The sequence below is a fragment of the Variovorax sp. Root434 genome (genome assembly GCF_001426595.1).
Taxonomy (GTDB): Bacteria; Pseudomonadota; Gammaproteobacteria; order Burkholderiales; family Burkholderiaceae_C; genus Variovorax.
Genome location: NZ_LMEK01000022.1, coordinates 130,322 through 154,417 on the forward strand (window position 1 = coordinate 130,322; position 24,096 = coordinate 154,417).

Sequence of the window (24,096 nt, forward strand, 5' to 3'; positions counted from 1 at the left end):
TCAATCGCAGCCTCACGCCATGGACTTATCAATCGCCAGCATCCTGACGCTGGACGGCCTCACCAATGGCGCGATCTATGCCCTGCTGGGCATGGGCATCGTGCTCGTCTTCACGGTGACCCGCGTCATCTTCATCCCGCAGGGCGAATTCGTGGCGTACGGCGCGCTGACGCTGGCGATCTTCCAGACCGGCAAGACGCCGGGCACGGTGTGGCTGCTGCTCATACTGGCCGGCGTTGCCGCGCTGATGGACCTGGTCACGACCTGGCGCCACAGCGGCAGCGCGGCGGGCGGGCTGAAGGCGGCAGCGCGCACCTTCGCCCTGCCGGCCATCATCTGCGCGGTGTCGGCGTGGGCCGGCCCGCGCAACCTGCCGATCGGCGTGCAGGCGCTGCTCACGGTGTTCATCGTCACGGCCTTCGGGCCGCTGGTGTACCGCGTGGCGTACCAGTCGCTGGCCGGTGCGAGCTCGCTGGTGCTGCTGATCGTCTCGGTCGGCGTGCACTTCGCGATGACGGGGCTGGGCCTGCTGTTCTTCGGTGCTGAAGGTTTTCGCAACCCGCCGTTCTGGGACGAGCGCATGGCGCTGGGCCCGCTCAACGTGAGCGGGCAGGCGCTGATCATCTTCGCCATGTCGGCCGCGCTGATCGTGCTGCTGTACCTGATGTTCGAGCGCAGCCTGTATGGCAAGGCGCTGCGGGCAACGGCCGTGAACCGGCTGGGTGCACGGCTCATGGGCATTTCCACCCAGGCAGCGGGGCAGCTCACTTTCGCGATGACGGCACTTATCGGTGCGCTCTCGGGCCTGCTGATCGGGCCGACCACGACCGTGTTCTACGACTCGGGATTTCTCATCGGCCTGAAAGGCTTCGTGGCTGCGGTGGTCGGCGGGCTTGCAAGCTACCCGGGTGCACTGCTCGGTGCGCTGGCAGTGGGCGTGATCGAGTCCTTCGGTTCTTTCTGGGCGAGCTCGTTCAAGGAAGTGATCGTGTTCACCATCATCCTGCCGGTGCTGCTGTGGCGTTCGCTCAAGAGTGGTCATTCGGACGAGGAGCACTGACATGGAAGCCCTGTTGAACCCCACCGCCCCCGCGCCGGACAAGAGCCTGCTGCGCACCTGGGGCCCGCTCGCACTCATCCTGGTGCTCGTCGCGCTGCCATTCCTGCCGCTGCCCGACTTCTGGATCATCCAGCTCAACTACATCGGCATCTACACGCTGCCCGTGCTCGGCCTCGTGCTGCTCACCGGCGTCGGCGGCCTCACCTCCTTCGGGCAGGCGGCCTTCGTGGGCATCGGCGCGTACACCACCGCCTACCTCACGGTGAACACCGGCCTGTCGCCGTGGGTCACGCTGTTCATCGGCCTGGCGCTCACCGGCCTCAGCGCCGCGTTCATCGGCGCAATCACGCTGCGCATGTCGGGCCACTACCTGCCGCTGGCGACCATCGCGTGGGCGCTGTCGCTGTACTACCTCATGGGCAACCTCGATGCGCTCGGCAAGTACGACGGCATCCTGGGTGTGAAGGGGCTGTCGCTTTTCGGTTTCGAGTTCGGCCAGCAGCGGCTGTTCTACGGCGTGGTCTGGGCTTTCGCGATCCTCGCTGCGTTCGCGGTGATCCGCCTGCTCGATTCGCGCAGCGGCCGCGCCATCCGTTCGCTGGCCGGCGGCTCGCAGATGGCCGAGGCCATGGGCGTGAACACGCTGCGCTTCAAGATCGGCATCTTCGTGCTGGCGGCCATGCTCGCATCGATCTCCGGCTGGCTGTTCGCGCACTTCCAGCGCACGGTGAACCCCTCGCCCTTCGGTCTGAAGATGGGCATCGAATACCTGTTCATGGCGGTGCTCGGCGGCGCGGTCCACGTGTGGGGTGCGATTGCAGGTGCCGGCGTGGTCAAGCTGCTCGAAGACCAATTGCAGGTGCTGCTGCCCAAGCTGATCGGCACGGCCGGCAGCTACGAGCTGATCGTGTTCGGCATCATGATCGTGCTGGTGCTCAAGTACCTGCCCAGCGGGCTGTGGGCCTTCGTCGACCGGCGCCTGCTGCGTCCGCGCCGCAGCGTCGACTGGCAGGACGCGAAGGACCTGCCCGCACGCACCAAGCCGGCTGCCGGCGAGGTGGTGCTCGATGTGCAGGCCATCCGCAAGACCTTCGGCGGGCTGGTGGCGGTGAACGACATCAGCTTCCAGACGCGCGCCGGCCAGATCGTCGGCCTCATCGGGCCGAACGGCGCGGGCAAGTCGACCACCTTCAACCTCGTGACCGGTGTGCTCGGCCTCTCGGGCGGCGCGGTGCGCTTCCGTGGCGAGGCCATCGGCGGGCTGGGTGCGCGGCAGATCGCGCAGCGCGGCGTATCGCGCACCTTCCAGCACGTGAAGATGGTGGCCGACATGACGGTGCTCGAGAACGTGGCGCTGGGCGCCCACCTGCGCGGCCACAAGGGCGCCGTCGCGGCCATGCTGCGCATCGACCGCACGGAAGAGCGCGCGCTGTTCCGCGAGGCCGAGCGCCAGCTGCAGCGCGTGGGCATGGGCGACTACCTGCACGAGATCGCGGGCAACCTCGCCATGGGCCAGCAGCGCCTGCTGGAGATTGCGCGCGCACTGTGCGCCGACCCGGCCCTGCTGCTGCTCGACGAGCCCGCGGCCGGCCTGCGCCACAAGGAAAAGGAAGCGCTGGGCAAGGTGCTGCGGCAGCTGCGCAGCGAAGGCATGAGCATCCTGCTGGTGGAGCACGACATGGGGCTGGTGATGGACATCTGCGATCACATCGTGGTGATGGAATTCGGCACGCACCTGATGGAGGGCACGCCTGCCGAGGTGCAGAACAGCGACAAGGTGCGCGCGGCTTACCTCGGAACGGAGCATTGAGATGACCACAACCCCCCTGCTCCACATCCGCGACCTGCACGCCGGCTACGGCCGTGCCGAAGTGCTGCACGGCATCGACCTGAAAGCCGGCCAGGGCAGCGTGGTCACCGTGATCGGCCCGAACGGTGCCGGCAAATCCACGCTGCTCAATGCGCTGATGGGCATGCTGCCTTCGAAGGGCAGCATCGAGTTCAAGGGCCAGCCCATCTCAACGATGACGCTCGAAGAGCGCGTGATGCTCGGCATCGCGCTCGTGCCCGAGAAGCGCGAGCTGTTCGGCACCATGCCGGTGGAAGACAACCTCGTGCTCGGCGGTTTTCGCCAGGTGCGGCTGCGCAACAGGCAGTGGCGCGACCGCATCGACGAGGTCTACACGCTGTTCCCGCGCCTGAAGGAGCGCCGCGTGCAACTGGCTGGCACGCTGTCGGGCGGCGAGCGGCAGATGCTCGCGGTGGGCCGCGCGCTGATGTCGCGCCCCACGCTGCTGATGCTCGACGAACCCAGCCTGGGCCTTGCGCCGCTGGTGGTGCAGGAGATCTTCCGCACGGTCGATGCGCTGCGCGCCACGGGCGTCACCATCCTGCTGGTCGAGCAGAACGCGCGCGCCGCCCTCGAAGTGGCCGACCACGGCTATGTGCTCGAGATGGGCAGCGTGAGCCTCGAAGGCGAAGCGAAGAAGCTGGCGGTCGATTCGCGCGTGATCGACACCTACCTGGGCGCGGCAAGAAAAGCCGCCTGAAGACAGCGCCGCGGCCTGCGCGGCAAGGAGGCAACATGAACCGACAGCGTCCCCTTCCCCTCGGCCTGTGCGCGACCGCGCTCGGCGTTGCCGCCTTGCTTGCGGCCTGCGCGGGGCGTCCACCCGCAGCAGCGCACGCACCGCTGGCCGCCGCGCGTCCCGGCACGCTGCAGGCCTGCACCAACCTCGCCGCGCGTGCTGCGCTGCCGGGCACGGTCTACACCTCGGCCACCGAAGTGCCTGCGGGCACCGTCACGATTGGCGGCGTAGCGATGAGCGCTCCCGCGCACTGCCTCGTGCAGGGTCGCATGAACGAACGCACGAGCCCGGTCGACAACCAGCGCTACGCCGTCGGCTTCGAAATGCGGCTGCCCGTGGCATGGAACGGCCGCTTCTTCTACCAGGCCAACGGCGGCCTCGACGGCGTGGTGGTTCCCGCACTCGGCGGCATCGGTGGTGGCGGCCCGCGCAGCAGCGCGCTGCAGATGGGCTTTGCCGTCATCAGTTCCGACGCCGGCCATGCGGGATCGATGGGCCCGCGCTTCGGGCTCGACCCGCAGGCACGGCTCGACTACGGCTACAACGCCGTCGCCCAGCTCACACCGATGGCGAAGAACCTGATCGCCAAGGCCTACGGCCGCGGCCCCGACCGCTCGTACTTCGGCGGCTGCTCCAACGGCGGCCGGCATGCGATGGTGGCCGTGGTGCGTTCGGCGCAGCAGTACGACGGCATCCTCGCAGGCGACCCTGGCTTCAACCTGCCGAAGGCGGCGGTGGCACAGCTCTACGGCGCGCAGCAATACGCGGCCGTGGCCAGCGCGAAGACGCCGGCCGGCCAGCCCGACCTGCAGAGCGCCTTCACCCCGGCCGAGATGAAGCTCGTGGCCGACAAGGTGCTGCAGCGCTGCGATGCACTCGATGGATTGGCGGACGGCATCGTGTCGAACGTACAAGCCTGCAAGACACGCTTCGACATCCAGGCGGATGTGCCCACCTGCGCCGCCGGCACGCGCGATGGCATGTGCCTGAGCGCGCCGCAGAAGAACGCACTCGCCAATGTGTTCGTCAAGGGTGCGCGCAACAGCGCAGGCCAGCCGCTCTACAGCAGCTTCCCGTTCGACGCGGGCGTGAGCGGCAGCAACTGGCGCGAGTGGAAGTTCGCGAGTCCGCCGACGCGCGACGCGGGAGCAGTGGGCTTCATCTTCACCACGCCGCCGCTGGCCGACCGGCCGCAGGGCCTGCCCTTCGCGCTGGGCTTTGACATGGACCGCGACGCACCGCGCATCGCGGCCACCGACGGTGTGTTCCGCGACTCGGCGCTCTCGTTCATGACGCCGCCGGACGCGGCCAACCTGGGCGCGCTGCGCGACAGGGGCGGCCGCATGATCGTCTACCACGGCACCAGCGACCCGGTGTTCTCGTCCGACGACACCGCCGCCTGGTACGAGCGCGTGCAGGCCGCGAACAGCGGCGATGCCTCTTCGTTCGCGCGCTACTTCCCGGTGCCCGGCATGAACCACTGCGCAGGCGGCCCCGCGACCGACCAGTTCGACATGCTGAGCGCGCTGGTCGATTGGGTCGAGCAGGGCAAGGCGCCCGCATCGGTCACGGCCGCCGCGCGCGGTGCGGGCACGCCGGTGCCCAACACCGAAGTGCCGGCCAACTGGTCGGCGCAGCGCACGCGGCCGCTGTGCCCCTACCCACAGGTCGCAACCTACACCGGCGGCGACACGGAGCGCGCGAGCAGCTTCGCCTGCAAGCCCCCTGCCCCTTAGATTTCCGCTCCCCGATGGACTATCAACCCCGCCCCGAAGACGTCCGTTTTCTGCTCAATGCCGTCCTCGACGCGCCCGCGCGCCTGGCCGCGCTCGCGCCCTTTGCAGAAGTCGACGAGGCGCTGCAGTCGCAGGTGCTCGAAGAAGCGGGCCGCTTCGTCGGCGAAGTGGTGGCGCCCATCAACCGTGGCGGCGACGAATTCGGATGCCGCTTCGCCGATGACGAAGTGACCTGCCCGCCCGGTTTTCGCGAGGCGTACCAGGCCTTCGTCGATGGCGGCTGGCCTGCGCTGTCGGCCGCGACGGAAGACGGCGGTCAGGGCCTGCCCGCGGTGCTCGAAGCCGTGCTCTACGAATGGCTGGCCGCCGCCAACCACGGCCTGACGATGGCGCCCGGCCTGTTGCACGGCGCGTATGCCTGCCTCAAGCACCATGGCAGCGACGAACTGAAGCAACGCTACCTGCAGAAGATCGCCACCGGCGAATGGCTCGCCACGATGTGCCTCACCGAGGCGCATGCAGGCAGCGACCTGGGCCAGGTGCGCACGCGCGCCGTGCCGCAGGCCGACGGCAGCCTGCGGGTGAACGGCGGCAAGATCTTCATCTCCGGCGGCGAGCACGACCTGACGCCGAACATCGTGCACCTCGTGCTGTGCCGCTTGCCCGATGCGCCTGCCGGCCCCAAGGGGCTGTCGCTGGTGCTCGTGCCCAAGCTGCTGCCCGACGGCTCACGCAATGCGGTGCACTGCGAGCGCATCGAGGAAAAGATGGGCCTGCACGGCAGCCCCACCTGCACGATGCGCTTCGACGATGCCGCCGGCTGGCTGGTCGGCGAGCCCGGTCGCGGTTTGGCCGCGATGTTCGTGATGATGAATTCCGCGCGCCTGCACGTGGCGCTGCAGGGCATCGGCCTGCTCGACGCCGCCTGGCAGAAGGCCGACGCCTACGCCGCCGAACGCCGCCAGATGCGTGCGCCCGGCCCCGTGCCCGCCAGCCGCGGCGGCGAGCCGGCCGACCTGATCGCCGAACACCCCGCGGTACGCCGCATCCTCGACACGCAGCGCGCCTGGATCGACGGCGCGCGCACCCTCGCCTATCGCAGCGCGCTGATGCTCGACGTGGCCACGCACGACGCCGATCCCAAGGCCCGCGAACAAGCGCAGCGCTGGTGCTCGCTCGTCACGCCGGTGCTCAAGGCCGCATGCACGCAGCAAGCCTTCCACGGCGCGAGCGAATGCCTGCAGGTGTTCGGCGGCCACGGCTACGTGCGCGAATGGGGCATCGAGCAGATCGTGCGCGACGCACGCGTAACCATGATCTACGAGGGCACCAACGAGATCCAGGCCATCGACCTGCTGGTGCGCAAGGTGCTGCCCGACGGCGGCGCCGCCATGTCGGCCGTGCTGCTCGAACTGCGCGACATGCTCGATGCCTCGCGCGAGGCCGATGCCGACGCGCAGCGCCGGCTGGCGCAGCTGCGCTACCTGGGCACCACGGTGGCGATTGCCGCGCAAGCCAACACCGTGCTGCCGTACGAAATCGCCGACGACTACTTGCGCGTGACGATGCTCGCAATGATGGCGTGGGCCTGGGCCCGCATCGAGGCCGTCGCCCCGCAAGACGCCGCACGGGCGCGCACAGCCGGCGCCTTCCGCCGCTGGGTGCTGCCCGAGTTCGAGATGCGGCTGGGCATCGTCAAGCGGGCCTGCGAGGCCGTGGCGCACACCCAAGCGGCGTAAACGCAAGGTGTCGCACGGTAGGCACCCCGTACGCGCGCAGGCGGTTACGCTCTAGTCCCATGGCTTCCTCCTCGAAATCCGTCTCCGCGAAAGGTGAGCAGGCCGCGGCGCCGCAGGGCAGGCCTGAGCGGCTCGATGCCCGCATGCTCGAAACGCTGGTCGGCTACAACGCACGCCGGGCGTGGCTGATCGTCAGCGCCTTCTTCGCGGAGCGCATGGCGCCCTACGGCCTCAAGCAGATCGATTTCTCGGTGCTCTCGCTGCTGGCGCACAACCCGGGCGCCACGTCGCGGCAGCTGTGCAACACGCTGGACATCCTGCCGCCGAATCTCGTGAGCCTGGTGGCCACGCTGGACAGCCGGGGCCTCATCGAACGCCGTCCCCACCCGCACGACGGCCGCGCCGTCGGCCTGCACCTCACGGCGGCCGGCGAAACGCTGATCCGCGAGGCCGAACAGACCGTGGTGCAACTGGAAGCCGACGCCAGCGCCAGGCTCACCTCCCGCGAGCGCGAGACGCTGATCAGGCTGCTGCAGAAGATCTATCTCTAGGCTTCAAGGGTCTCAGAGGCTTCAGAGACCTCGCCCGACCATATCGATCACTTGCTGTCCGAGCGCATGGGCCGCCTCGGCATCCATGCCGCGCAGCGGCCCGTCGATGATGAGCAGCGCCAGCCCGTGCACCGCGCTCCATGCGAGGTATTCGGCATTCGGGCGCCGCGCCGGGTCGAGCACGCCCGCGTCCGCCAACCGGTCGATGGCCTTGCCCAACAGCTGGAACGGGTCCAGCCCACTCGCGCCGGCTTTCCCGGCGCCGAGTTCGCCGCTGCCTTCATCGGAAAACACGAAGGCCGTGCGGAACAAGCCGGGCTCGGCCTGCGCGAAGCGCAGATAGGCCGTGCCGATGGCGCGCAGCTGTGCGCGCGCGAAATCGGCGGGAGGCTGGTCGCAAGGCAGCACTGCCAATTCTTTCTCCATCGCGATCGCAGCCGCGGCCAGGGCGGCCTCGCGCACCGCCAGCAAAAGCTCCTGCCGGCTGCCGAAGTGCCGGTACGCCGCGTTCGGCACGACCCCCACACGCCGCGTGGCTTCGCGCAGCACCACCGCACCCGGGCCGCCGTCGCGCGCCAGTTCGATACCTGCGTCGAGCAGCGCCCGCCGCAGGTCGCCGTGCCGGTAGGTGCTGCGGGCGGGAGGCAGGCTCTCGGGGACGTTGTTGAGCTTCATTTCATTTCCATGTGGACACTGTCCATTATCCCTGCTATTCTTTGTGGACGGTGTACACAAAGTAATCCGATTGTTTGCGGCCCATGACACCGGGGGCTTCCCGAATCACCTCTTCAGTTCAAAGGAACCGCCATGAAAGTCCAGTCTTACCTCTCCTTCGAAGGCCGCTGCGACGAAGCGCTCGGCTTCTACAAGAAGGCGCTCGGCGCCGAGGTCGTGCGGCTCATGCGCTACAGCGAAGCGCCTGCCGGAGCCCCTTCGGACAACGCGGACGCCAGCTGCGGCGGCGCGATGCCCGATGCCAGCAAGGTGATGCACGCGGTGTTCCGCATCGGCGACACCGAGCTGATGGCCTCGGACGGCCGCTGCTCCGGCCAGGCGAAGTTCGAGGGCATCATGCTCGCGCTCACCGCCAAGACCGACACCGAAGTCGTCAAGTGGTTCAACGCGCTGTCCGAGGGCGGGCAGGTCACGCAGCCGCTGATCCCGACCTTCTTCACCTCGAACTTCGGCATGCTGACCGACCGCTTCGGCGTCGGCTGGCTGCTGGTGGTCGAGCACGCGGGCTGAGCCACCGAAAAGTAATTCCCGAAAGGAAAAATCATGCCCCACATCCACGCCTACCTGACCTTCGACGGCAACGCAGCCGAGGCCATGCGCTTCTACGAGAAGACGCTGGGCGGAACCATGCAGATGATGATGACCGTCGGCGAAGCTCCCGACACCGAGCAGTTCCCGCCCGAGGCGAAGAAGCGCATCATGCATGCCTCGCTCGCCTACGGCGAAGGCATCCTGATGGCCTCCGACAGCATGCCCGGCCAGCCGTACGAAGGAATGAAGGGCTTCGGCGTCGCGCTGACCATCGAGACCGTGGCCGAGGCCCGCCGCGTCTTCGACGCCTTCGCCGAAGGCGGCCATGTCGGAATGCCCTTCGAGAAAACCTTCTGGGTCGAAGGCTTCGGCATGGTGACCGACCGCTTCGGCACTCCGTGGCTCATCAACGGCGGCAAGCCGCTGGTCTGAGCCGCCCCCAACGTTTCAAAGGAATTTCGCTTCCCATGACCAACCAACTCGACAGCCGCAAGCGCTGGCTCGCATTGATGGTGCTGTGCCTGGGCGTTCTGATGATCGTGCTCGACACCACCATCGTGAACGTGGCGCTGCCCTCGATCCGCACCGACCTCGGCTTCACCGAAACCTCGCTGGTCTGGGTGGTGAACGCCTACATGCTGACCTTCGGCGGTTTCCTGCTGCTGGGCGGCCGGCTCGGCGACCTGTACGGCCACCGCCGCGTGTTCCTCGCGGGCCTGGTGCTTTTCACGCTGGCCTCGCTGGCCTGCGGCATCTCGACCTCGCAGGGCCTGCTGGTGGCAGCGCGCGCGGTGCAGGGCCTGGGCGGTGCGGTGGTCTCGGCCGTGTCGCTCTCGCTGATCATGAATCTCTTCACCGAGCCGGCCGACCGCGCAAAGGCAATGGGCGTGTACGGCTTCGTCTGTGCGGGCGGCGGCAGCATCGGCGTGCTGCTGGGCGGCCTGCTCACGAGCACGCTGAGCTGGCACTGGATCTTCCTCGTCAACCTGCCGATCGGCGTGGCGGTGTATGCGCTGTGCGTGGCGCTGCTGCCGAGCGCACGCGGCCATGCGCACGGCGAGAAGCTCGACGTGGCCGGCGCCGTCACCGTCACGCTGTCGCTGATGCTCGCCGTGTACGGCGTGGTCAACGGCAATGAGGCCGGCTGGGGTTCCACGCAGACGCTCGGCCTGCTCGGCGCGGCCGTGGTGCTGCTGGCCATCTTCATCGCCATCGAAGCGCGCGTGCAGCATCCGCTGATGCCGCTGGGCCTGTTCAGGCTGCGCAGCGTGTCGGAGGCCAACGTGGTCGGCGTGCTGTGGGCCGCGGCCATGTTCGCGTGGTTCTTCATCTCGGCGCTCTACATGCAGCTGGTGCTGAACTACACGCCGATGCAGATCGGCTTGGCCTTCCTGCCGGCCAACGTGATCATGGCGGTGTTCTCGCTCGGCCTCTCCGCGAAGATCGTGATGCGCTTCGGCATTCGCAAGCCGCTGGCGGCCGGGCTCTGGCTCGCGGCCGTCGGGTTGGCGCTGTTCGCGCGTGCGCCGGTCAACGGCAGCTTCGTGGTCGACGTGCTGCCCGGCATGATGCTGCTGGGCCTCGGCGCGGGCATGGCCTTCAACCCGGTGCTGCTGGCGGCCATGAGCGAGGTGAGCCCGGCCGATTCGGGCCTGGCCTCGGGCGTGGTCAACACCTCGTTCATGATGGGCGGCGCGCTGGGCCTGGCCGTACTGGCCAGCGCCGCGGCCGCGCGCTCCGCATCGATGGAAGCCGCCGGTGCGCAGATGCCGCTGGCACTCACCGGGGGCTACAACCTTGCGTTTCTCGTCGGTGCCGTGTTCGCGGCGGCGTCGGGCTTGATCGGGGCTCTGCTGCTTCGCACCGCCATGCCGGGGCAGGCGCAGAACAACGAAGAAGCGGCACCCCGTGGCACGGCGGGCGGCACGGCGTCGTGAACATCCGCACGCCATGCCGCAACCGCCTGTTTTCTTTCTTCAACGCTTCCACTCTTTGTTCAGGAGAACACTCATGGCTCGTTATGTAGACGGCTTCATCGTCGCCGTTCCCACCACGAACGTAGAGGCCTACCGCAAGCTTGCGCGCAAGGCCGGCAAGGTCTGGATGGAATACGGCGCACTCGAATACGTGGAATGCATCGCCGACGACGTGAAGCCCGGCAAGCTGACCTCGTTTCCACAGAGCGTGAAGCAGAAGCCCGATGAGACGGTGGCCTTCTCGTGGATCACCTACAAATCGCGCAAGCACCGCGACACGGTGAACGCGAAGGTCATGGCCGACCCGCGCATCACGGCAATGGACCCGAAGACGATGCCCTTCGATGCGAAGCGGATGATCTTCGGCGGCTTCAAATCCATCGTCGAATTCTGAACCTGCCGGGTGGCTCAGGCAATGAATCCGTCGTAGACGAGCTTGAGCCCTGTCAGCAGCATCCCCAGGTACACGAAGCGATAGAACCACGTCGCATCGATGCGCCGCGCAATGCGGATGCCGACCCACACGCCCAAGGGAGCGATCGGCATCAGCACCAGCGACGTGGCCAGCGTGCGGAAGTCGAGCAGGCCGAGCCACGCATAGGGAATCCACTTGCTGAGATTCACCACGAAGAAGAAATAGGCCATGGTGGCCGTGAAGATCACCGGAGAGAGCCGCAGCGGGATGACGTAGGCGTTGATAGGCGGCCCGCCCGCATGCGCGATGAAGCTGGTGAAGCCCGACACCGTGGTCAGCACCGCGCCCATGCCGCGCGAAGGCAGCGGGTCGTCGGGCTTCGGCGGAAACAGCAGCCGCTGCGCCAGGAACAGCAGCGTGAACACGCCGACGATGCCCGCCACCGTGTGCGCCGGCAGCGCGCGAAACAACAGCGTGCCGATCACCGTGCCCAGCAGCCCGAACGGAATCAGGAACTTGAGCAGCGAACGGTCGAAGTCGCGCCTGAACGCGGCAATGCCCAGCACGTCCATCAGCAGCAACAGCGGCATCAGGATGGCCGCTGCCTGCGGCACCGTGACGGCCAGCGCCATCATCGGCACCGCGAGCGAGCCGAAACCCGCACCGAAGCCGCTCTTGCTGATGCCGAGCAGCAGCACGGCGGGAATGGCGACCGCGTAGAAATGCGGGTCGGTGATCAGGGGAAAGGCCATGGGAAGGGAAAGCGCAGAAAAAAGCCTGCCGGGTGGCAGGCTTCGCGAGCGTAGCAGGACGGGGCGCAGCCTGGTCAGGCGGCCTGTTTCAGCGGGTTGAGAACGAAGTCGAAATCGAGCCGCCAGCGGCCGTTGGCCTGCTTCGTCCATGGCGCCACCAGCGACTGGCGCACCGCGAACACCGCATCGGAGTCGAGCCATTCGTCGCCGTCGCGGAACACGTGGGTGATGAGCCGCTCGTAGCCCGGTGCCTCGATCTTGAAATGCAGGTGCGCGGGCCGCCACGGGTGGCGCCTGGTGGCGCGCAGCAGGTCGCCCACGGGGCCGTCGACCGGGATTGGATAGGCCACCGCCACCACGCTGCGGAAATGCAGCGAGCCATCGGGCCCGGTGCGCAGCGTGCCGCGGTTCTCGGCATGGTCGAGTCCGGGGTGCTGCACGTCGTAGTGGCCGCCCGCGTCGGCCTGCCACACGTCGACCACGGCGTCGGGCACCGGCTCGCCATCGAGCCCGCGCACCGTGGCGAACACGTCGCAAGGTTCGCCCTCGGCACCGTTGGCCACGTCGTCGCCGTGCTCGTACTCCGGCGCGCCTTCGAAGTAGAAGGGGCCGAACACGGTGGCCTCGGTGCAGCCCGCCGGCTTGTCGTTGTTCATCGCGATGGTGAGCATCGACAGGCCCAGCACATCCGACAACAGGATGAACTCCTGCCGCTTGTCGTCGCACTTCTGGCCAGTGGCGGTCAGGTACTGGATGCCCTGAAACCACTCTTCCTCGGTGAGCTTCACCTCGCGCGCGAAGGCGTGCAGGTGCTGCACCAGGCTGGTCATGATCTCTTGCAGGCGCGGGTCGGGCGTGTCGGCGAAGCGCGCGAGCACAGCTTGGGTGATGTTGTCCTGGTCGAGGTTGCGCATCGTGATGTCTCCATGGGGTCTGGTCGTCGGGTACGACGCACTGTAGGTCGCGCACCGCTGCCCTGAAAGCACCTGGGCGCAAATGATTTTTCCGGCCAGCGGAACGGTCGCGCCCGCCCTGCGCCAAAATCGCCCGGCCCGACCAAAGACAAGCCCCGGAAACAACGCCCCATGGACCGCTGGACCGAAATCGCCTTGCTCGTGCAGATCGCCGATGCCGGCAGCCTGAGCCGCGCGGCCGAGGCGCTGGGCCTGTCGAACGCTGCCGCGAGCCGCCACCTGGGCGCGCTCGAAGCCCGGCTCGGTGCGCGGCTGGTCGAGCGCAATACCCGCCGCCTGTACCTGACCGACACCGGCCGCGAGTTCTGCGCCCGCGCCCGGACCATCCTGGCCGACCTCTCGGATGCCGAATCGACGGTGAACGCCACCGCGCTCAACCCGACGGGCACGCTGCGCGTCACGGCCTCGCTCTCGTTCTCGGTTCACCACATCGCGCCGCTGCTGCGCGAGTACACCCAGCGCTACCCCGGCGTGAGGGTGCACGTGGAAGCCGCCAACCGCTACTTCGACCTGATCGACAACAACATCGACGTGGCGATCCGCACGCGCGAGTACGAGCCCGACTCCAACGTGACGATCCGCCGGCTCGGCGAGACGCGGCGCATCCTCGCAGCCTCGCCGCGCTACTTCGCGCAGCATGGCTTTCCGAAGACGCTGGACGAGCTGAAGCAGCACAAGCTGCTGATCTACACCCACGCCAACAACCCGAACGAGCTGCGCTTCAGCCGGGACGGGGAAACGCACACGGTGTCGGTCACGGGGCTGCTCGAATCGAATGACGGCCAGGTGCTGCGCGCCGCCGCGCTCGACGGCATGGGCATCCTCGTGCAGCCGACCTACATCGTGTACGAGGACATCGTGGCCGGCCGGCTGGTACCCACGCTGGAAGACTGGGACCTCCCGCACCTGACGATCAACCTCGCGTATCCCAGCCGCAAGCACCTGTCGGCGAAGGTGCGCAGCTTCATCGACTTCATGGCCGCGCATTTCGCAAAGATGGAGTACGAGCGGAAATGGACCGGGCACTTCGGCATGCGCTGACGGGCCTTTCTGCCAAAACATGTGCGTAAACGCACATCCGGGTTTTCGGCAGCTCCGCACACTGGAACCGCAACCGTCGCATTCCGCGGCGGCCTTCCATTTCCAAGGATCCGCCATGAACACCCAGGCCGCCAACACAGCGCGTGCGCCGATCGCGTCGCCGCTGTCCGCCCTCTCCCCCTCCACGCTGGACGATTCCGGCAAGCTGCTGATCCGCGTGACGGTCGGCTTCCTGGTGCTGCTGCATGGCATCTTCAAGCTGTCGGCCGGCGTGGGCTTCATCGGCGGCATGCTGGCCAAGGCCGGCCTGCCGGGCGGGCTGGCCTACCTCGTGTACGTGGGCGAGATCGCCGCGCCGCTGCTGATGATTGCCGGCGTCTTCACCCGCGCGGCGGCCGCGGTGGTGGTCATCAACATGCTGGTGGCCTTCGGCCTCGTGCACATGGCCGACCTGTTCGCAATGACCAAGCAGGGCGGCTGGGCGCTGGAACTGCAGGGCCTGTACCTGTTCGGCGCGCTGACGGTGGTGCTGCTGGGCGCCGGCCGCTTCTCCGTCGGCGGACGCAACGGCCGCTGGAACTGAGCAAACCCGCGAATCATTCGTGGAATACCGCGGAACCGGCTTTGCCGGGCCGCCGGTATTGCCCCCGGAAGGGGGTTGGCGCAGCGACACGAAGTGCGCGAAGCCTGGGGGAGAGCACTAATCGCCCCTGACCTGGGAGACCATCGCCTCCAGGCGGGCCACGTCGGCCACCAGCAGCGCCTTGTCGTCCTTGCGCAGCACGCCGCTGCGCACCAGCACGTTGAGTTCGCGGGTCACCTGCTCGCGGTTGGTGCTGATCTGGCTGGCCAGCGCCGCGTGCTTGGGCGCCGGGTCGAGCCGGGCCTGGTTGCCCTCCACGCCGGCTGCGCGGGCCAAGCGCAGCAGTTCGGCATGCAGCCGGTTCTGCACGCCGAGGGTGCTCAGGTCGATGACGCGCTCCGACAGCTGGCGCACCAATGACGCCAGCCGCAGCATCACCCGCTCGGCCACCATCGGCTCGTCGCGCAGCAGGGCCATGAAGGCGGCGCGGTCGAGGCTGGCGACCACGCTGGGCTCCAGCGTGACCACGTCGGCGGAGCGCGGGCCGCCGTCGATGGCGGAGATGTCCCCGAAGTGCTCGCCGGCTTCGGAATCGCGGAAGGTGACCTGCCGGCCGTTGGCCGAATAGGTCGTCACCCGCACCCGGCCCGACACCAGCAGGAACACCTCGCCCTGCTGCTCGGCGCGCAGCAGCAAGGGCTTGCCGGCCTCCACGCTGTGCCACAGGCATTGCTGGGCCAGCAGGTCCAGGCGCCGGTCGGAAAGGCCTTCGAGCAGCGCGATCTGGCGCAGTGCAAGGCTGGAGCGGGGAGAGGAAGGTTCAGGTTTGGCCATGCCGGGGGTCGGTGGGGGCGCGCGCATTATGCTCGGGTGCCGCTTCGAACCCGTTCATGGACAGACGTTCCCCCCGCACCCCTTCGGGCCCCATTTTTCCGCTGAGACCGCCGACACGGCGCAATCTCCGCTGGGCGAGCGGGCTGGTGCTGATGGCCTACGTCACGGCGCACCTGCTGAATCATTCGCTGGGCATCTATTCCTTTGCCGCGGCCGAGACCGTGCTGCGCGGCGTGCAGAAGTTCTGGCACAGCCTGCCGGGCACGGTGCTGCTGTATGGGGCGGCCGCCGTGCACCTGGCGCTGGCCGTGGTCGCCCTGTGGGAGCGCCGCACGCTGCGCATGCCGCCGCTCGAAGGCCTGCGCGTGCTGCTCGGCTTCGCGCTACCGCTGCTGCTGGCCACGCACCTCACAGCCATGCGCGGCGCCTACCTGGCCTATGGCATCGAGGGCTCGTACGTGCGCGTGGTCTGGGGGTTGTGGGACTGGCAAGGCGCGGCCGCGCAGCTCGGCATGATGCTCGCGGCCTGGGCCCACGGCTGCCTGGGCCTGCACTTCGCACTGCGGGTGAAACCGGCCTGGCGGCGCTTCTCCCATCTGCTGTTGGCCATCGCGGTGGCGCTGCCGCTGACGGCGGCGATGGGCTTCGTGTCGATGGGGCGCGAGTTCCAGTGGACCGGTGTGCCGCCGGTCACGCTGCCGACGCCTGAGCAGGGCAAGGCGCTCAATGCGGCCGAAGGCGGCATCAAGTGGTTCTACGGGTTGGCGTTGGTCGCGCTGCTCGCGGCGCGCTGGGGGCGCAACGGCTTGGCGCGCTGGTCGCGACAGGCGTCCGTGGCGTTGCGCTATCCCGGTCGCACGGTGCAGGTGCCGCGCGGCTGGAGCGTGCTGGAGGCGAGCCGCTCGCACGGCATCGCGCACGTCTCGATCTGCGGCGGCCGGGCGCGCTGCTCGACCTGCCGCGTGCGCGTGGCCGGCCCGGCCGAGCACATCGGCGAGCCCGGCCGCGACGAGCAGCGCACGCTCGAACGCGTGCGCGCACCGGCCGACGTGCGCCTGGCCTGCCAGCTGCGCCCACGCGGCGACATCGAGGTCACACCGCTGTTCGCGCCGCTGCCCAACGAAGGCCGGCCCGCGCCGGTCGGCAGCTTCGGGCGCGAGCGCGACGTGGCGATCCTGTTCGTCGACCTGCGGCGCTGGTCGGGCCTGTCGGAGCGGCAGTGGCCCTTCGACCTGGCCTATGTGCTCGACCGCTACTTCGCCACCGTGGGCGCAGCCGTGCGCGAGAGCGGCGGCGTGCCGAACCAGTTCATCGGCGACAGCGTGATGGCGATCTTCGGGCTCGAGTGCGACCTTCCCACCGCCTGCAGGCAGGCGCTGCGCGCCACCGAGCTGATCGGCCAGCGCATGGACGCCTGGAGCGAAGGCTTCGAGGCGCAATTCGGCCAGCGGCTGGAGTTCGGCATGGGCCTGCATGCGGGGCGCGCCGCGGTAGGTGAAGTGGGCTACCTGGAGACCACGACCTTCACGGCCATCGGCGAAGTGGTCAACACCGCGAGCCGGCTGCAGGACCACTCGAAGACCGCGGCATCGCGCCTCGTCGTGTCGCTGTTCGCGGCCGAGCAGGCCGGCGTAGCGGATGCGATGGGCGCAGTCGAAACGCTCACCGTGCGCGGCCGCTCCGAACCGCTCGAAGTGCTCCGAGCACCTGCGTGATCGCCGAAAGCGGTGCGCAAACGCACAGCGCGAACCACGATGCGGTTTCACACTGCATCTCGTGGCAACGACGAATGTCCGCCGCCCACACAGACATCCAAAGGGACTCCCATGAACACCAAGCAACTCATCGCCGTTTCCGCCGCCGCTCTCGCCCTGCTGGGCGCTGCCGGCGCACATGCCGAAAGCTACGAAGGCGTGCAGGCCATCACCCCGTTCGCCAGCCGTGCCGACGTGAAGGCTGAAGCCATTGCCGCCGCGCGCGAGGGCAACCCGTACTCGGACAGCGCCGCCGAAGGCACCGTGGCCGTCAACTCCACGCTCGACCGCAGCGCCGTGCGCGACCAGGCCGTGGCCGCCGCACACAACCCGCTGCAAAGCCTGGACCGCCGCGCCTTCTACCGCGACGAAGTGCCCTCGGCCTACAAGAAGCCGACGGTGTCGTTCACGCGCCAGGCCGGCCTGTAAACAGCGGCGCGGCCCTGCTCCGCCGGTTCAGGGCCGCGCACCTTCCCAGGCGTCCTGCAGCAAGGCGCGGATCGCAGCGCGCTCCAGCGGGCGCGGATTGGGATACTGGTTCTTGAGCGCGTGCTCGCAGGCCAGGTCGAGGTCCGATTCCTTCATGCCGATGTCGCGCAGCGCGACCGGCGCGCCGTTGTCGCGCGCGAGGTCGTACATGGCCTGCGCGGCGCTGCTCCCCCCCAGTGCCTTCGCGATGCGCGCCATGGCCTGCGGCGCCGCCTCGGCGTTGTAGGCGAGTGCATGCGGCAGCACGATGGTGTGGGTCTCGGCGTGCGGCAGGTTGAAGCTGCCGCCCAGCGTGTGGCACAGCTTGTGGTGCAGCGCCATGCCGACGTTGCCGAGCACCGTGCCGCAGAGCCATGCGCCGTAGAGCGCATCGCTGCGCGCGCCCGGGTCGTACGGCGTGGCGCGGATGGCGGGCAATGCGCGGCCCAGTGCAGCAATGCCCTCCTGCGCCATCAGGTCCATGATCGGATTCGAATCGACCGCGTAGAGTCCTTCGGCCGCATGCGCGATGGCGTTGATGCCGCTGGTCACGCTGATGCCCACGGGCAGGCTCAGAGACAGCTCGGGGTCATAGATCACCGTGCGCGGCAGCACCCTGAAGTCCTTGCCCGTCTTCTTCATGCCGGCTTCCGTGATGCCGTAGATCGGCGTCATCTCGGAGCCCGCGTAGGTGGTCGGGATGGCGAGGATCGGCAGGCCCGAATCGAGCGCAATGGCCTTGCCCAGCCCGGTGGTCGAACCGCCGCCGATGGCCACCGCGCAATCCGCGCCCAGCCGGGCCGCCACCTCGCGCGCCTCGCGCGCGGTCTCGATGGGCACGTGCATCACGGCGCGGTCGAACACACCGGCCGCATGGCTGCCGAGCATGTCGGCCACGCGCTCGGCCTGCGGGCGCTGCTCGGGCGTGGACAGCACCAGCGCCCGGCGTGCACCGAGCGCATCGATCTCGCGCGCCAGGTGCTGCAGCGAACCGGCGCCGAACACCACGCGCTGCGGCACGCTGTTGTAGACGAACGAGGGGATGGTCATGGCTTTGCTGTCTCTCGAATGTTCAGGAGGCAACCGGTGCCGGCGGCCCATCGCGCGAGTATCCCGCTAGGCCGCTCCCCATTCAACAACAGGAGTGGAAAGGAGTTTTCCGCTTGCCCGAGCCAGCGGCGTTCCGGCGTTCTCTTCCTCAGGCCGGCGAGACCCGCACCGTGCAGACCTGGCGGCTCTCGACGATCGCGAAGCGCACTGGCAGAAAGCGCTCGATCACCGCGCAGTTGGTACGCGTGTGTTCCGTCACCTCGCTGCAGGTGAAGGCGCAGGCCTTCTTGCCCTGCCAGGCGGCGAGCGCCAGCAGCAGCGCCAGTTGATCCGCGAGATGCGGGCCGACCGCGGCCTCGCTCTTCTGGAATTCACGCAGCTCCTTCACCAGGCCATGCGCCACCTGCTCGGCGCTCAGCGACTTCTCGCCGAAGGCCGTGAACACCTCGGTGACGTGCTCGTACGCCAGCGTGGCCAGCAACGCGTTGCCGGGGCCTTCGTTCTGGCGCGCCGTGCCGAAACGCAGCTGCTCGCCGGACCAGCCCATCGCGCCGCCCAGCGTGTCGAGCTCGCGCGTCGGCACATGGCGCGGCAGCCCGGGCGCCAGGCATTCGGCATGGCTCGACCGATGTTCGCCGCGCGCCATCAGGTCGAAGGGCTGCAGCGCGCCGGCCGCTGGAACGATCGTCGCCTCGACCTCGCCACCACCGGCCGGATAGAAGCCGCAGCGGCGCAGCGTCAGCTGCAGATCGGCGCCCAGCCGGCGCACCAATGGCGCGAAGGCACGCTCCAGGAAATGGAACGGCGGCGCCATCGGGTTGTGCGTGCCACCGCTCAGGTGCACGCGGCTGGCCGCACCGGCAAGTAGCAGCGGCGGCAGCACGGTCTGCAGCACCAGCATGCAGCTGCCCGCGCTGGAGATCGAAAAGCGGTACTCGCCCGCGCGCACCGGGCCGGGCGCGAAGCGCAGCGACTGCGAGCCGAGCTCCGCGCCCTCCACCTTCGCGCCGCTGATTTCAGCGGCCGCGTTCACGCACGCGAGGTGCTGACGCATCAGGCCCGGCTTGGCGCGGCCGGCACGGATCTTCTCGATGGCCAGCGGCTGGCCCGTGGCCACCGACAGCGCGAGGCTGGTGCGCAGGATCTGGCCGCCGCCCTCGCCCTGCGAGCCGTCGAGTTCAACCATGCGCAGCCTCCTGTTCTTCTTTGTCGAAGCGCAGCACCGTCTCATGCAGGAACGCATCGAGGCCGGCCTCTTCGGCCTGCGGCAGCGGCGTCACCAGCTCGGCCGCGTTGGCCGCCAGCTCCGACTCGATGAACGCATGGATGCCGGGCCAGCGCGGGCTGGTCGCAGCTTCGCCGGCGCGCATCTTCACCTCGAGCAGCGCGTTGATCTCGTCGATCAGCGTGGCGTCGCGCGCCGCATCGAGTGTGCGCTGCGCCAGGTCGGCGAAGCGCATCGGCGGCACGCCGGGCTGCGAGCGGATCCAGCGCGCGGCCAGCAGCGGGCGCAGCACGTAGAGGTACTTCTTGTAGCGCACCTCGTCGGCCTGCAAATGCTCGCGGAAGTTCTTCTTCGCCATCGAGCTGTAGTGGTGCCAGCCGCGCGCGTTGGAGAACACCGCCTCCGACAGCGCGCGGAAACGCGGCATCGCCACCGCGTCGTCGCGGTAGACGATGGGCGAGCGCAGCCACTCGAGCAGCGTCGGGTTCGACTCGCGCATCAGGCCCAGCGCCTTGCGCAGGTCCCAGCCGTTGATGTCGAGGTCGCCGCTGATCGGCACCTCGATCACGTCGCGGCGCGGCTGCACCGTGAGGTACCACGGCAGCCGGTTGACGTAGATGAAGCGCACGTCGTAGTCGCTGTCGGGCGAGGCGAAGCCCCAGCCGCGGCTGCCGGATTCGCAGGCGAACAGCACGCTCACGTCGTTCTTCGCTTCGATGTCGCGCAGGGCGTCCATGATCTGCGCGCGCATGGCGGGCTCGATGGGGTGGGCGGAGCGCAGGAATTCTTCTTTGCTCATTTGTTTTTTTCTTTTCTTCTCTTCTTTGGTCAGGCCCGGGTGACGGCCACGTTGCCGGCACTGTCGAGTTCGTAAACGTCCAGGTCGTTGGCCAGGAACGCATGCCCGCGGTAATGCACCTGCGTCTCCGCCATCAGCGCCGCCATGCCCTCTTCGTTCTGGTGGCGTGCGCTGAAATGCGTGAGGACCAGGTTCGGCACCTCCACGGCTTGCGCGAACTCGGCCAGCATGCGCGCGGAACTGTGCATCGGTCCGGGGCCGACCTTGTCGAGCGCGTCCTGCGTGAAGGTGGCCTCGTGCACCAGCAGCTGCGCCCCCTGGCAGGCATCGCGCAGCAGCGCGGGCTCGGCGTTGTCGCCGCCCAGCACGGCGGCGGCCGTGTCGACCTGCGTTTCCGTGTAGTCGGCACTGCGCAGCACGTCGCCGTTGAAGGGCACGTCCTCGCCGGTCTGCAGCGCGCGCCATGCGGGGCCGGGCGGAAGGCCGACGGCCCGCAGCGCATCGGCCTTCAGCCGCACGCGCCGCGTCTCGACCTGCACGCGATAGGCGTGGCTAGGTACGCGATGCCGCAGCAGGTGACGCTCGATGCGCACGCCGGGTGTCTCGTACACCAGCGCCTGGTTCTCCAGATCGACGTGCTCCACCTCATAGGGCAGGTGCAGGTCGGTCAGTTGGCGCGTGGCTTCGAACCACTCCCACACCGGCAGCGGCGCGATCAGCTTCAACGGCTTCGTGCGCTTGTTCATGCCCGCGCTTGCGAGCAGGCCCGGCAGGCCGTAGCAGTGGTCGCCGTGCACGTGCGTGATGCAGACGGCCGCCAGGTCGTTCAGCGACAGCGGCGTTTGCAACACGCGATGCTGCGTGCCTTCGCCGCATTCGACCAGGAACCAGTCGGCGCCGAGCACCGTCTGCACCGCGAGGCCGGAGACGTTGCGGTGGCGCGTGGGGGTGCCGGAGGAGGTCCCCAGGAAAGTCAGTTTCATCATCATCTCAATCACTCCCTGCGCATCAATGCACTCTTCGCGGCGTCCGCGGCGACGCGCTCCCAACTGAAGTATCGGCGCCCGCCTTCCGAACGGGCCGCCATGAATGCGTTGAGCCTTTCGAGATTCTCCGCACCTCCCCAGCGGCCCATCGTCTGGATCGCCACGACGCGCAGGCTCCACCATTTGCTTTCAAGCGCGGCATCGACTTCGGCCACAGCTCGCGCATTCGGTTTCACCGCGCCCAACGCGCGAAGACGATCCGTCTGCTCGCGCAGGAGGTTTGCACCCGGTGCCGCATTCAACAGGCGCTCGCGTCGCGCGCGGCGGCATGCCAGGCATCGCACGGCGCGGCTGTCGATATGTCCGTGCACCACTTCGTACCACCACTTCTGCTGCTTCGCCGTCCACAGTTCTTCAGCCCCGCAATCGCGGCAGGTGAAGGGACGCGCAACATAGAAGTCCGGCAGCAATCCGTAAGTGTTGTTGTACTGCTGCAGGACGAGCCGATCCGCCGGCTCGCAGCCGATCGCAAATGCGAAGGCTGGCTGCGGCAGGCGGACATCCGGCAAGCGCAGACGTGCAGCCGACGCAGTAGCGCGCTCGAGGCGACGCGCCTTGATTTCGGCGCGGCGTTGCTTGTTGCTTTTCTTCATCTTTCAAACCTTCGCAATACGTACGGTGTTGCGAAAGCGGGCCGAACCCTTCCTCCTACAACACCGCACCCATGAGGCCGCGGATCGGCCTCGTTTTCACCCCTTCACGCATACGACCTGCTTGAGCGTGTAGACCACCTCCACCAGGTCCTTCTGCGCATCCATCACCGCGTCGATGTCCTTGTAGGCCATCGGGATCTCGTCGATCACGTCGGCATCCTTTCGGCATTCCACGCCTTCGGTCGCGGCGATCTGGTCGGCGATGGTGAAGAGCTTCTTCGCCTTGGTACGGCTCATCTTTCGACCGGCGCCGTGGCTGCAGCTCATGAAGCTCTCGGGGTTGCCCTTTCCGCGCACGATGAAGCTCTTGGCGCCCATGCTGCCGGGGATGATCCCCAGCTCGCCGGCTTTCGCGCTCACCGCGCCCTTGCGGGTCACGAGCACGTCTTCACCGAAGTGCGTCTCGCGGCTCACGTAGTTGTGGTGGCAGTTCACCGCTTCCACATGTGCCTCGAAAGGCTTGGTGATGACCTTGCGCACGGCCGCGACCACGCGCTGCATCATCACTTCGCGGTTCGCTCGCGCGAACTTCTGGGCCCAGCCCACCGCACGCACGTAGTCGCCGAAGTACTTGGCGCCTTCCTCGAAGTACGCCAGATCCTGATCGGGCAGGTTGCGCTGGTGCAGCTCGGCATCCTTCTTGGCAAGCTCGATGAAGTGCGTGCCGATGGCATTGCCCACGCCGCGCGAACCCGAATGCAGCATGAACCACACCGAACCCGCTTCATCGAGGCACACCTCGATGAAGTGGTTGCCCGTACCCAGCGTTCCCAGGTGCTTGTGGTTGTTGGTGTTCTTCAGGCGCGGATAGTCCTCGCAGATCGCGTCGAACTCGTCCACCAGCCCGGCCCAGGCCACGTCGGTTTCGTTGGGAGGCGTCTCCCACGAGCCCTTGTCCCGGCCCATGCGCTTGGGGTTCGAGCCGTGCGGCACGGCCTTCTCGATCGCGGAGCGCAGCGGTCCCAGGTTATCGGGCAGGTCGTTGGCGTGCAGCGTGGTCTTGCACGCCATCATTCCGCAACCGATGTCCACGCCCACCGCGGCCGGGATGACGGCCTTGAAGGTCGGGATCACCGAACCCACGGTCGCACCGATGCCGTAGTGCACGTCGGGCATGGCCGCGATGTGCTTGAACACGATGGGCAGGCGGGCCGAGTTCTCGAGCTGCTTCTGCGCTTCGGCTTCCACGGGCACGCCGCGGGTCCACATCTTCACGGGAACGCCATTCTCGACTTCGTGCAGGTTGTAGTTCTTTTCCATTTCCATCTCTCTTTCTCTCTCTCTGTACTTTCTCACCAATGGTGGACACGGCGGGATTCGAACCCGCATCAATACGGCGACCGTGGTGTTTCAATCCAGCGGCCCAGTCGACGATTGGAAACGCGCACCAGTGACAGACCCGTCATCGGAGCCAGCACCTGCATCCTCAACCTTGCTCGTCGACCGACTTTCCCGCCGCATCCGGTGCTACCCGGACTGCCGGCAATATCAACATTTTTGGCAGTGGCGCCCCCTTCTGTGCCTGCGTGCCCAAAAACCAAAAAAGAGGTGACCAGGAGCGGCGGGTTCTGAACTGAGCTATCTGC

At 68.0% G+C, this 24,096-nt stretch carries 24 protein-coding genes; 14 read left to right on the forward strand and 10 right to left on the reverse strand.

Translation table 11 applies throughout. From position 1 onward, the window contains the following. Window positions 1-19 precede the first annotated feature (19 nt). The 6 genes from ASD05_RS18135 to ASD05_RS18160 are packed head-to-tail and all read left to right on the forward strand — an operon-like array spanning window position 20 to window position 7,674. Window positions 20-1,060 (forward strand): branched-chain amino acid ABC transporter permease, encoded by a 1,041-nt coding sequence (locus ASD05_RS18135; protein ID WP_056595225.1) that lies wholly within the window; start codon window positions 20-22, stop codon window positions 1,058-1,060. Window position 1,061: 1 nt separating this feature from the next. Further along, complete coding sequence (locus ASD05_RS18140; RefSeq protein WP_056595226.1) at window positions 1,062-2,870, forward strand: ABC transporter permease subunit; 1,809 nt, start codon at window positions 1,062-1,064, stop codon at window positions 2,868-2,870. A 1-nt stretch (window position 2,871) separates the two neighbouring features. Continuing rightward, complete coding sequence (locus tag ASD05_RS18145; RefSeq protein ID WP_056595227.1) at window positions 2,872-3,609, forward strand: ABC transporter ATP-binding protein; 738 nt, start codon at window positions 2,872-2,874, stop codon at window positions 3,607-3,609. Window positions 3,610-3,644: 35 nt separating this feature from the next. After that, window positions 3,645-5,384 (forward strand): tannase/feruloyl esterase family alpha/beta hydrolase, encoded by a 1,740-nt coding sequence (locus ASD05_RS18150; protein WP_056595229.1) that lies wholly within the window; start codon window positions 3,645-3,647, stop codon window positions 5,382-5,384. Between the two features lie 14 nt (window positions 5,385-5,398). After that, window positions 5,399-7,123, forward strand: coding sequence for an acyl-CoA dehydrogenase family protein (locus ASD05_RS18155; protein ID WP_056595231.1), 1,725 nt, complete (start codon window positions 5,399-5,401; stop codon window positions 7,121-7,123). Window positions 7,124-7,182: 59 nt separating this feature from the next. Next, on the forward strand, window positions 7,183-7,674 hold the full coding sequence (locus tag ASD05_RS18160) for a MarR family winged helix-turn-helix transcriptional regulator (RefSeq protein WP_007833157.1): 492 nt from the start codon (window positions 7,183-7,185) through the stop codon (window positions 7,672-7,674). 21 nt (window positions 7,675-7,695) lie between these two features. Here the strand turns inward: ASD05_RS18160 and ASD05_RS18165 are convergent, their stop codons facing one another. Next, window positions 7,696-8,349: a TetR/AcrR family transcriptional regulator gene (locus tag ASD05_RS18165; protein ID WP_056595233.1), complete on the reverse strand. Its 654-nt coding sequence runs from the start codon at window positions 8,347-8,349 to the stop codon at window positions 7,696-7,698. A gap of 132 nt (window positions 8,350-8,481) precedes the next feature. On the opposite strand from ASD05_RS18165, the gene ASD05_RS18170 reads away from it, so the two are divergent. The 4 genes from ASD05_RS18170 to ASD05_RS18185 all read left to right on the forward strand — a co-directional run bounded on the left by ASD05_RS18170 (window position 8,482) and on the right by ASD05_RS18185 (window position 11,310). Next, window positions 8,482-8,919 carry a VOC family protein gene (locus ASD05_RS18170; RefSeq protein ID WP_056595235.1) on the forward strand — a complete coding sequence of 146 codons (438 nt, stop codon included), beginning with the start codon at window positions 8,482-8,484 and terminating at the stop codon, window positions 8,917-8,919. 33 nt (window positions 8,920-8,952) lie between these two features. Then, the gene (locus ASD05_RS18175) at window positions 8,953-9,372 is read left to right on the forward strand and encodes a VOC family protein (RefSeq protein WP_056595237.1); all 420 of its coding nucleotides are present in this window, start codon (window positions 8,953-8,955) and stop codon (window positions 9,370-9,372) included. A 35-nt stretch (window positions 9,373-9,407) separates the two neighbouring features. Then, window positions 9,408-10,877, forward strand: a complete 1,470-nt coding sequence (locus tag ASD05_RS18180) for a DHA2 family efflux MFS transporter permease subunit (RefSeq protein WP_056595239.1) — start codon at window positions 9,408-9,410, stop codon at window positions 10,875-10,877. Window positions 10,878-10,950: 73 nt separating this feature from the next. Then, complete coding sequence (locus ASD05_RS18185) at window positions 10,951-11,310, forward strand: DUF1428 domain-containing protein (protein WP_056595240.1); 360 nt, start codon at window positions 10,951-10,953, stop codon at window positions 11,308-11,310. Window positions 11,311-11,324: 14 nt separating this feature from the next. Here ASD05_RS18185 and ASD05_RS18190 read toward each other — a convergent pair whose 3' ends face one another. Continuing rightward, complete coding sequence (locus tag ASD05_RS18190; RefSeq protein ID WP_056595242.1) at window positions 11,325-12,083, reverse strand: sulfite exporter TauE/SafE family protein; 759 nt, start codon at window positions 12,081-12,083, stop codon at window positions 11,325-11,327. A gap of 74 nt (window positions 12,084-12,157) precedes the next feature. Further along, window positions 12,158-12,997 (reverse strand): intradiol ring-cleavage dioxygenase, encoded by an 840-nt coding sequence (locus tag ASD05_RS18195; protein ID WP_056595244.1) that lies wholly within the window; start codon window positions 12,995-12,997, stop codon window positions 12,158-12,160. Window positions 12,998-13,168: 171 nt separating this feature from the next. Here ASD05_RS18195 and ASD05_RS18200 point away from each other — a divergent pair, with 171 nt between their 5' ends. Next, a complete protein-coding gene (locus ASD05_RS18200; protein ID WP_056595246.1) occupies window positions 13,169-14,098 on the forward strand; it encodes a LysR family transcriptional regulator in 930 nt (309 codons plus the stop codon). Between the two features lie 115 nt (window positions 14,099-14,213). Further along, a complete protein-coding gene (locus tag ASD05_RS18205; RefSeq protein WP_056595248.1) occupies window positions 14,214-14,681 on the forward strand; it encodes a DoxX family protein in 468 nt (155 codons plus the stop codon). 117 nt (window positions 14,682-14,798) lie between these two features. Here the strand turns inward: ASD05_RS18205 and ASD05_RS18210 are convergent, their stop codons facing one another. Next, on the reverse strand, window positions 14,799-15,542 hold the full coding sequence (locus tag ASD05_RS18210; RefSeq protein ID WP_200955455.1) for a Crp/Fnr family transcriptional regulator: 744 nt from the start codon (window positions 15,540-15,542) through the stop codon (window positions 14,799-14,801). A gap of 29 nt (window positions 15,543-15,571) precedes the next feature. On the opposite strand from ASD05_RS18210, the gene ASD05_RS18215 reads away from it, so the two are divergent. Further along, on the forward strand, window positions 15,572-17,230 hold the full coding sequence (locus ASD05_RS18215; protein WP_056595256.1) for an adenylate/guanylate cyclase domain-containing protein: 1,659 nt from the start codon (window positions 15,572-15,574) through the stop codon (window positions 17,228-17,230). 111 nt (window positions 17,231-17,341) lie between these two features. Next, window positions 17,342-17,698, forward strand: a complete 357-nt coding sequence (locus tag ASD05_RS18220; RefSeq protein WP_056595258.1) for a hypothetical protein — start codon at window positions 17,342-17,344, stop codon at window positions 17,696-17,698. 27 nt (window positions 17,699-17,725) lie between these two features. Here ASD05_RS18220 and ASD05_RS18225 read toward each other — a convergent pair whose 3' ends face one another. From ASD05_RS18225 to ASD05_RS18250, 6 genes are all read right to left on the reverse strand, one after another. Continuing rightward, window positions 17,726-18,787 (reverse strand): maleylacetate reductase, encoded by a 1,062-nt coding sequence (locus ASD05_RS18225; RefSeq protein ID WP_056595259.1) that lies wholly within the window; start codon window positions 18,785-18,787, stop codon window positions 17,726-17,728. A 148-nt stretch (window positions 18,788-18,935) separates the two neighbouring features. After that, window positions 18,936-19,973: an RNA 3'-terminal phosphate cyclase gene (gene rtcA / locus ASD05_RS18230; RefSeq protein ID WP_082572134.1), complete on the reverse strand. Its 1,038-nt coding sequence runs from the start codon at window positions 19,971-19,973 to the stop codon at window positions 18,936-18,938. Further along, a complete protein-coding gene (locus ASD05_RS18235) occupies window positions 19,966-20,811 on the reverse strand; it encodes a nucleotidyltransferase domain-containing protein (RefSeq protein ID WP_056595261.1) in 846 nt (281 codons plus the stop codon). Before ASD05_RS18235 ends, rtcA begins: the two co-directional genes overlap by 8 nt. Before the next feature lie 29 nt (window positions 20,812-20,840). Continuing rightward, window positions 20,841-21,794, reverse strand: coding sequence for a ribonuclease Z (locus ASD05_RS18240; protein ID WP_235508028.1), 954 nt, complete (start codon window positions 21,792-21,794; stop codon window positions 20,841-20,843). Window positions 21,795-21,805: 11 nt separating this feature from the next. After that, complete coding sequence (locus ASD05_RS18245; protein WP_056595263.1) at window positions 21,806-22,450, reverse strand: zinc-ribbon domain containing protein; 645 nt, start codon at window positions 22,448-22,450, stop codon at window positions 21,806-21,808. A 96-nt stretch (window positions 22,451-22,546) separates the two neighbouring features. After that, the gene (locus tag ASD05_RS18250) at window positions 22,547-23,770 is read right to left on the reverse strand and encodes an RtcB family protein (RefSeq protein ID WP_056595862.1); all 1,224 of its coding nucleotides are present in this window, start codon (window positions 23,768-23,770) and stop codon (window positions 22,547-22,549) included. Between the last annotated feature and the right edge of the window lie 326 nt (window positions 23,771-24,096).

Coding starts and splice junctions, on each gene's coding strand:
- ASD05_RS18135 (WP_056595225.1), top strand. CDS start 20: ATGGACTTATCAATCGCCAGCATCCTGACGCTGGACGGCCTCACCAAT.
- ASD05_RS18140 (WP_056595226.1), top strand. CDS start 1,062: ATGGAAGCCCTGTTGAACCCCACCGCCCCCGCGCCGGACAAGAGCCTG.
- ASD05_RS18145 (WP_056595227.1), top strand. CDS start 2,872: ATGACCACAACCCCCCTGCTCCACATCCGCGACCTGCACGCCGGCTAC.
- ASD05_RS18150 (WP_056595229.1), top strand. CDS start 3,645: ATGAACCGACAGCGTCCCCTTCCCCTCGGCCTGTGCGCGACCGCGCTC.
- ASD05_RS18155 (WP_056595231.1), top strand. CDS start 5,399: ATGGACTATCAACCCCGCCCCGAAGACGTCCGTTTTCTGCTCAATGCC.
- ASD05_RS18160 (WP_007833157.1), top strand. CDS start 7,183: ATGGCTTCCTCCTCGAAATCCGTCTCCGCGAAAGGTGAGCAGGCCGCG.
- ASD05_RS18165 (WP_056595233.1), bottom strand. CDS start 8,349: ATGAAGCTCAACAACGTCCCCGAGAGCCTGCCTCCCGCCCGCAGCACC.
- ASD05_RS18170 (WP_056595235.1), top strand. CDS start 8,482: ATGAAAGTCCAGTCTTACCTCTCCTTCGAAGGCCGCTGCGACGAAGCG.
- ASD05_RS18175 (WP_056595237.1), top strand. CDS start 8,953: ATGCCCCACATCCACGCCTACCTGACCTTCGACGGCAACGCAGCCGAG.
- ASD05_RS18180 (WP_056595239.1), top strand. CDS start 9,408: ATGACCAACCAACTCGACAGCCGCAAGCGCTGGCTCGCATTGATGGTG.
- ASD05_RS18185 (WP_056595240.1), top strand. CDS start 10,951: ATGGCTCGTTATGTAGACGGCTTCATCGTCGCCGTTCCCACCACGAAC.
- ASD05_RS18190 (WP_056595242.1), bottom strand. CDS start 12,083: ATGGCCTTTCCCCTGATCACCGACCCGCATTTCTACGCGGTCGCCATT.
- ASD05_RS18195 (WP_056595244.1), bottom strand. CDS start 12,997: ATGCGCAACCTCGACCAGGACAACATCACCCAAGCTGTGCTCGCGCGC.
- ASD05_RS18200 (WP_056595246.1), top strand. CDS start 13,169: ATGGACCGCTGGACCGAAATCGCCTTGCTCGTGCAGATCGCCGATGCC.
- ASD05_RS18205 (WP_056595248.1), top strand. CDS start 14,214: ATGAACACCCAGGCCGCCAACACAGCGCGTGCGCCGATCGCGTCGCCG.
- ASD05_RS18210 (WP_200955455.1), bottom strand. CDS start 15,542: ATGCGCGCGCCCCCACCGACCCCCGGCATGGCCAAACCTGAACCTTCC.
- ASD05_RS18215 (WP_056595256.1), top strand. CDS start 15,572: ATGGACAGACGTTCCCCCCGCACCCCTTCGGGCCCCATTTTTCCGCTG.
- ASD05_RS18220 (WP_056595258.1), top strand. CDS start 17,342: ATGAACACCAAGCAACTCATCGCCGTTTCCGCCGCCGCTCTCGCCCTG.
- ASD05_RS18225 (WP_056595259.1), bottom strand. CDS start 18,787: ATGACCATCCCCTCGTTCGTCTACAACAGCGTGCCGCAGCGCGTGGTG.
- rtcA (WP_082572134.1), bottom strand. CDS start 19,973: ATGGTTGAACTCGACGGCTCGCAGGGCGAGGGCGGCGGCCAGATCCTG.
- ASD05_RS18235 (WP_056595261.1), bottom strand. CDS start 20,811: ATGAGCAAAGAAGAATTCCTGCGCTCCGCCCACCCCATCGAGCCCGCC.
- ASD05_RS18240 (WP_235508028.1), bottom strand. CDS start 21,794: ATGAAACTGACTTTCCTGGGGACCTCCTCCGGCACCCCCACGCGCCAC.
- ASD05_RS18245 (WP_056595263.1), bottom strand. CDS start 22,450: ATGAAGAAAAGCAACAAGCAACGCCGCGCCGAAATCAAGGCGCGTCGC.
- ASD05_RS18250 (WP_056595862.1), bottom strand. CDS start 23,770: ATGGAAAAGAACTACAACCTGCACGAAGTCGAGAATGGCGTTCCCGTG.